The following is a 6,226-nucleotide window of genomic DNA, read 5'->3' as shown; positions in this document are numbered from 1 at the left end:
CAAAGGCGCCAACGCCGGCCACGCCACCGAAGCCAACATGGACCGCCTCGACGGTGCCGGCGCCGCTGCCGCCGTGGAAGCCCGCGCCGTCACCGCCAACGACTCCGCCGCCATCGTGCGCGCCAAGGCCGCCCTGGACAAACTCGACGTCGCCGAAGGCCTCGCCGAGCTGGAAGGTGCCTCCGCCCGCGTCGCCGTTGATGAAAAGCGCATGATCAACTGCCGCGCCGACCTCAACCAACTCGTGCCATTCAAGTACGACTGGGCCTGGCAGAAGTACCTCGACGGCTGCGCCAACCACTGGATGCCGCAAGAGGTCAACATGACCGCCGACATCGCCCTGTGGAAAAACCCCGAAGGCCTGACCGACGACGAGCGCCGCATCGTCATGCGCAACCTGGGCTTCTTCTCCACCGCCGACTCCCTGGTAGCCAACAACCTGGTGCTGGCCGTGTACCGCCTGATCACCAACCCGGAGTGCCGCCAGTACATCCTGCGCCAGGCCTTCGAAGAAGCGATCCACACCCACGCCTACCAGTACTGCATCGAATCGCTGGCCATGGATGAAGGCGAGATCTTCAACATGTACCACGAGATTCCATCGGTGGCCAAAAAGGCCGCCTGGGGCCTGAAGTACACCCGCTCGATCTCCGATCCGAAGTTCGAAACCGGCACCGTCGACACCGACAAAGAGCTGCTGCGCAACCTGGTCGCCTACTACTGCGTGCTGGAAGGCATCTTCTTCTACTGCGGCTTCACCCAGATCCTGTCCATGGGCCGCCGCAACAAGATGACCGGCGTGGCCGAGCAGTTCCAGTACATCCTGCGCGATGAGTCGATGCACCTGAACTTCGGTATCGACGTGATCAACCAGATCAAAATCGAAAACCCGCACCTGTGGGATGCCGAGATGAAGGAAGAAGCGACCCAGATGATTCTGCAGGGTACGCAGCTGGAGATCGAATACGCGCGTGACACCATGCCGCGTGGGGTGCTGGGCATGAACGCGGCGATGATGGAAGACTATCTGAAGTTCATCGCGAACCGTCGCCTGTCGCAGATCGGCTTGAAGGAAGAGTACCCAGGCACCACCAACCCGTTCCCGTGGATGAGCGAGATCATGGACTTGAAGAAAGAGAAAAACTTCTTCGAGACCCGTGTGATTGAGTATCAGACTGGCGGCGCGTTGAGCTGGGACTAATCAACACGAACCAAAAAATGTGGGAGCGGGCTTGCCCGCGATAGCGGTGTATCAGTCACGGATGTACCCACTGACACACAGCTATCGCGGGCAAGCCAGCTCCCACATTGGCTATTGTGATCCATAGACTTTGCAAGTAAGCCTTTATGCCCAACCACACCATCAAAACCCCCTGCGTCGGCCTGTGCTCCACCGTCTACGGTGACCTGGTCTGCCGGGGCTGCAAGCGTTATCACCACGAGGTGATCCAGTGGAATGGCTATAACGCCGAGGAAAAACAGGCGGTGTGGCTGCGCCTGGAACAACTGCTGGTGCAGGTGATGGCCAGCAAGCTGGAAGTGTTCGACCCGCACTGCCTGCGACAGCAGCTGGAAGCGCGCAAGATTCGTTTTATGCCGCACCAGTCGCCGTATTGCTGGGCATACCAGTTGATTGCGCGCGGAGCGCGGGTGATTTCCAAGCTGGATGCCTATGGGTTGACGCTGTTACCGGAGTTTCGCGAACGCCACCTGGCGGATTTGCGCGATGCGATAGATCGAGAGTTTTTTCTGCTGTCCGAGGCACATTACGAGCGCTATATCGCTCCGGTTTTCTTGAAGGAGTCATTCGGCCCGGCGCTGATTGCCACGCGCTGACCCACAGTTGTGTTTAAAATGCCGCCCGCCCGATGACTGACCCTTAACGATGAACCCAGACGCACTCGCTACCCTGCACGCCCACTTGCTCACTGCCCTGGCTGACGCGCCCGCGGAAACCCGGCGCCTGTTCCATGGCCGTGGCCGCTGCTGGCCGGGCCTGGAACAACTGACGGTGGACTGGCTGCAAGGGGTGGTGCTGGTGGCGTTGTTCAAGGAAACCGAGCACCTGCAGGCCCTGAAGCAGACGCTACTGCACATCGACTGGGCCGCTTTCGGCGCGCACACCGTGGCCCTGCAACACCGCTACCTGCCGCAAAGCACCACCGAATGGCTGGTGGGCGACGCCATCGACGAGTTGACCATCACCGAGGGCGGCCTGCGCTACCTGATCGACCTGGGTAAAAAACAGAACAGCGGGCTGTTTCTCGACATGCGTTACGGGCGCAACTGGGTACGTGAGCAAGCACAGGGCCAGCGCGTGCTGAATTTGTTTGCCTATACCTGCGGTTTTTCCGTGGCCGCCATCGAAGGCGGCGCCGACCATGTGGTGAACCTGGATATGGCCCGTGGTGCCCTCAGCCGTGGCCGCGACAACCATCGTTTGAATGGGCACGACCTGAGCCGGGTGAGTTTCCTGGGCCACGACCTGTTCAAGTCCTGGGCCAAGGTGACGAACAACGGTCCTTATGACCTGGTGATCATCGACCCGCCCTCCTTCCAGAAAGGCAGTTTCCTGCTGACCAAGGATTACCAGCGCGTGCTGCGCCGCCTGCCGGACTTGCTCAGTGCCCACGGCACCGTACTGGCATGCATGAACGATCCGGCCTTCGGCGAAGATTTCCTGATCGACGGCGTGACCCGCGAAGCACCGGGCCTGCGGTTTGTACAGCGGCTGGAAAACCCACCGGAATTTCCTGACATTGATCCGCAGAGTGGACTAAAGGCACTGGTGTTCCGTCAGGGCTGATGCCGAAACATCCTACGCTTGCTACGCTAACGGATACGCCGGGCGGTGAACCTTATCCTCCCCTTCCCGGTCGATACCTGCATTCCCTGGCCAGACTCGACGGCGCTACGTCGTCGGCTGCCCCGTTTGACCTTTTGGAGAACCGCCCGTGATATCGACCCTGCATGTAGCCAGACTCAAAGCCTGGGGCGCCCACGGCTTTACCGCCACCGGTGTGGTACTGGCCTTTTTGGCCACCCTGGCGCTGCTGGAAAACTCCCCCAAGGCGTGCCTGCTGTGGCTGGGCCTGGCACTGGTGGTGGATGGCGTCGACGGCTCGCTGGCGCGACGGGTGAATGTCAGCACGGTGCTGCCCAGCTTTGACGGCTCGGTGCTGGACCTGGTGATCGACTACCTCACCTACGTGTTCATTCCTGCCCTGTTTATCTACCGCTACATCGACCTGCCCGAGTTCACCCACCTGTTTGCGGTGTCGGTGATCCTGGTGTCGTCGCTGTTCTGCTTTTGCAATGTGAACATGAAGAGCAAGGACAACTACTTCGTCGGCTTCCCTGCCGCCTGGAACGTCGTTGCCCTGTGCGTCTATATCATCCAGCCGGATGCCTGGGTCACCTTGCTGACCGTGATCGGCCTGGCGCTGTTGACCGTGACGCCGATGAAGTTCCTGCACCCGTTCCGGGTCAAGCGCTTCATGCCGATCAACATCGCGGTGACCACTATCTGGCTGCTGTGCAGCTTCCTGATGGTGGTGGATTACCCGAATACCAACCCTTGGACATTTGGCTTGTGGTCGCTGATGTCGGCGTACTTCCTGGGTATCTGCATCTGGCGCACGGCCGTGGAATGGCTGGGCGCGCACAAATAACCAGGCGGGCCCGGTAAAAGATGTGGGAGAGGCTTGCCACCTCCCACATTTGAGTCACATCGCAGTAAGATGCTGGCCTTCTGCGGCCCTCCAACAATAAGCCCTGCCCATGCCCTTCGAACTCAGCGTAGACCTCACCACCCTGGCCATCCTGGCCGTTGTCGCTTTTATCGCCGGTTTTATCGACGCCATCGCCGGCGGTGGCGGTTTGTTGACCACCCCGGCCCTGCTCACCGCCGGTATGCCGCCGCACCTGGTGCTGGGCACCAACAAGCTCAGCTCCACCTTCGGCTCGGCCACCGCCAGTTTTACCTTCTACCGCCGCAAGCTGTTCCACCCACGCCAATGGGTGCACGCCATCGTCGGTACCTTGATCGGTGCACTGACCGGCGCGGTCGTCGCTCATTACTTGCCTGCCGAAACCCTGAACAAGATGCTCCCGGTGATCGTCTTCGCCTGCGGTGTGTACCTGCTGTTCGGGGGCACGCCCAAGGCGCCACTGGATGCCGAGGCACCGATCAAAAAGAAATGGCAAGCCACCCAGGGCTTTGGCCTGGGCTTTTACGATGGCGTGGCCGGGCCCGGCACGGGGGCGTTCTGGACGGTCAGCACGATGCTGCTGCACCCCATCGACCTGGTGAAGGCCAGCGGCGTGGCGCGCAGCATGAACTTCGTCAGCAACGCCGCGGCGCTGACGGTGTTCATCATCAATGGGTCGGTGGACTGGATCGTCGGCCTGGCGATGGGTGTGTCGGTGATGTGTGGCGCGTTCTTTGGCGCACGCAGCGCGATCAGCGGCGGCGCCAAATTCATCCGCCCAGTGTTTATCACCGTGGTGCTGGGCCTGACCGTGCGCCTAGCCTGGCAGCACTGGTTCAGCGTGGCCTAGGCGGCGGGCCACGTAGAGGTCGATCAGGTAACGCGCAATCGAGCGTGACGCCGGCAACGGCGGCAGCTCGTGGATATTGAACCACTGCGCGTCCTCGATCTCGTCGGCCTGGGGCACGATATCGCCACCGGCGTATTCGGCGTGAAAGCCCAGCATCATCGAGTGAGGGAACGGCCAGCATTGGCTGCCCATGTACTGGATGTTCTTGACCTCCAACTGCACCTCTTCGCGCACTTCACGGATCAGGCAGTCTTCGGCGGACTCACCCGGCTCGGCAAAACCGGCCAGGGTGCTGTAGACCCCCGTGACGAAACGCGGCGAGCGCGCCAGCAGGATGTCATCGCCACGAGTCACCAGCACGATCATGCTTGGCGAGATGCGTGGATAGCTGCGCAGGTCGCAGGCCTGGCAATACATCGCCCGCTCCCGCGGCACCTGTACCATCGCCTGGCCGCAACTGCCACAAAAACGGTGCTCCCGCGCCCAGGTGCCGATCTGCGCGGCGTAGCCCAGCACCTTGTACAGGGTGTGATCACCTTGCAGCATAAAGCCGCGCAAGCCTTGCCAACTGCACCCTGGCACCTCTGCCGACGCGTTGAGTTCCAACAGGTACACCGGCTCGCCATCGAGATGGCCGATGCCATGTTCGGCAAACACCGACAGGTCCTGGCGCTTGAGCCATTCGCGCGGGAACAGCGGGCCGTTGGTATCGTGTAAAAAGCCTTCGCGGCTGCGGGCGACGGCCCAGCCGCCGGGGGCGTCGTTGTCCAGCAGCGTTGTGGTAATCCAGCCTGGGGTCATGTCAGTCAATCCACGAATTCGGGTTTCTGCTTACTCATATGGGCCGCGATGGCCACGCGCAGGTCGTTGGATTGCAACATAGCCGAGTTCCAGGTGGCAACGTATTCCAGGCCGTCATTGACTGTGTGGTCACGCATGTAGCTGATCATGGCCTTGGTGCCAGTCACGGCAATCGGCGACTTGGCGGCGATTTGCTGGGCCAGGTCCATGACACCCGCCAGCAGGCTTTGCTGATCGGCAAACACGCGATTGACCAGGCCGATGCTGCGCGCTTCTTCAGCGCCGAATTGACGACCGGTATAGGCCAGTTCACGCAGCATGCCATCGCCGATAATGCGCGGCAGGCGTTGCAAGGTGCCGACGTCAGCGGCCATGCCGATGTCGATTTCCTTGATCGAGAATTGCGCGTCTTCGGCCGCGTAGCGCATGTCGCACGCGCTGATCAGGTCGATGGCACCGCCAATGCAGTAGCCCTGGATCGCCGCCAGCACGGGCTTGCGGCAAGTGTCCACGGCGTTGAACGAAGCTTGCAGCTCGAGAATCTTGCGGCGCAGCAGGCGCGCATTGCGACCCACGTCCTTGCCAAAGTCATTGGCGATCGAGGCCAGCATCATCAGGTCGATGCCCGAGGAAAAGTGCTTGCCCGCCCCGCTGAGCACCACGGCACGCACGGCGTCGGTCTCGTCGACCCATTGGAAGATGTCGATGATTTCGGTCCAGAACGCCGCGTTCATGGCGTTGATCTTTTCCGGGCGATTGATCTGCACATGGGCAACGTTGCCACTGAGTTCGACAACGAAGGCTTGGTATTCGGACATGGCAGTGATCCCTGACTGGCGATTGAGAAAGGCCAGACTATATCAAG

At 61.1% G+C, this 6,226-nt stretch carries 7 protein-coding genes; 5 read left to right on the top strand and 2 right to left on the bottom strand.

The features are described 5' to 3' along the window. The first annotated feature begins 37 nt into the window (after nt 1-37). From BT199_RS05655 to BT199_RS05635, 5 genes are all read left to right on the top strand, one after another. Complete coding sequence (locus tag BT199_RS05655) at nt 38-1,201, top strand: ribonucleotide-diphosphate reductase subunit beta (protein WP_072434120.1); 1,164 nt, start codon at nt 38-40, stop codon at nt 1,199-1,201. Between the two features lie 146 nt (nt 1,202-1,347). After that, the gene (locus BT199_RS05650) at nt 1,348-1,836 is read left to right on the top strand and encodes a DUF1289 domain-containing protein (RefSeq protein WP_014718664.1); all 489 of its coding nucleotides are present in this window, start codon (nt 1,348-1,350) and stop codon (nt 1,834-1,836) included. 49 nt (nt 1,837-1,885) lie between these two features. Next, nucleotides 1,886-2,806 carry a class I SAM-dependent methyltransferase gene (locus tag BT199_RS05645; RefSeq protein ID WP_014718665.1) on the top strand — a complete coding sequence of 307 codons (921 nt, stop codon included), beginning with the start codon at nt 1,886-1,888 and terminating at the stop codon, nt 2,804-2,806. A gap of 148 nt (nt 2,807-2,954) precedes the next feature. Beyond that, complete coding sequence (pcsA, locus tag BT199_RS05640; protein WP_014718666.1) at nt 2,955-3,671, top strand: phosphatidylcholine synthase; 717 nt, start codon at nt 2,955-2,957, stop codon at nt 3,669-3,671. A 109-nt stretch (nt 3,672-3,780) separates the two neighbouring features. Then, the gene (locus BT199_RS05635; protein ID WP_003191011.1) at nt 3,781-4,560 is read left to right on the top strand and encodes a TSUP family transporter; all 780 of its coding nucleotides are present in this window, start codon (nt 3,781-3,783) and stop codon (nt 4,558-4,560) included. Here the strand turns inward: BT199_RS05635 and nudC are convergent. Continuing rightward, nucleotides 4,528-5,361, bottom strand: a complete 834-nt coding sequence (nudC, locus tag BT199_RS05630; protein WP_032901605.1) for an NAD(+) diphosphatase — start codon at nt 5,359-5,361, stop codon at nt 4,528-4,530. The two genes, BT199_RS05635 and nudC, sit on opposite strands and share 33 nt — an antisense overlap. Before the next feature lie 5 nt (nt 5,362-5,366). After that, on the bottom strand, nt 5,367-6,179 hold the full coding sequence (locus BT199_RS05625; protein WP_032901606.1) for a crotonase/enoyl-CoA hydratase family protein: 813 nt from the start codon (nt 6,177-6,179) through the stop codon (nt 5,367-5,369). Nucleotides 6,180-6,226: the final 47 nt, after the last annotated feature.

The organism is Pseudomonas sp. NFR02 (assembly GCF_900119375.1).
GTDB lineage: Bacteria > Pseudomonadota > Gammaproteobacteria > Pseudomonadales > Pseudomonadaceae > Aquipseudomonas > Aquipseudomonas paracarnis.
Note: the sequence above shows the minus strand (reverse complement) of the source record. Positions and strands in the feature narration are given on the sequence as shown.

Bases quoted from the DNA above. Each gene is read 5' to 3' on its own strand.
- BT199_RS05655 (WP_072434120.1), top strand. From the start codon at position 38: ATGGACCGCCTCGACGGTGCCGGCGCCGCTGCCGCCGTGGAAGCCCGC.
- BT199_RS05650 (WP_014718664.1), top strand. From the start codon at position 1,348: ATGCCCAACCACACCATCAAAACCCCCTGCGTCGGCCTGTGCTCCACC.
- BT199_RS05645 (WP_014718665.1), top strand. From the start codon at position 1,886: ATGAACCCAGACGCACTCGCTACCCTGCACGCCCACTTGCTCACTGCC.
- BT199_RS05635 (WP_003191011.1), top strand. From the start codon at position 3,781: ATGCCCTTCGAACTCAGCGTAGACCTCACCACCCTGGCCATCCTGGCC.
- nudC (WP_032901605.1), bottom strand. From the start codon at position 5,361: ATGACCCCAGGCTGGATTACCACAACGCTGCTGGACAACGACGCCCCC.
- BT199_RS05625 (WP_032901606.1), bottom strand. From the start codon at position 6,179: ATGTCCGAATACCAAGCCTTCGTTGTCGAACTCAGTGGCAACGTTGCC.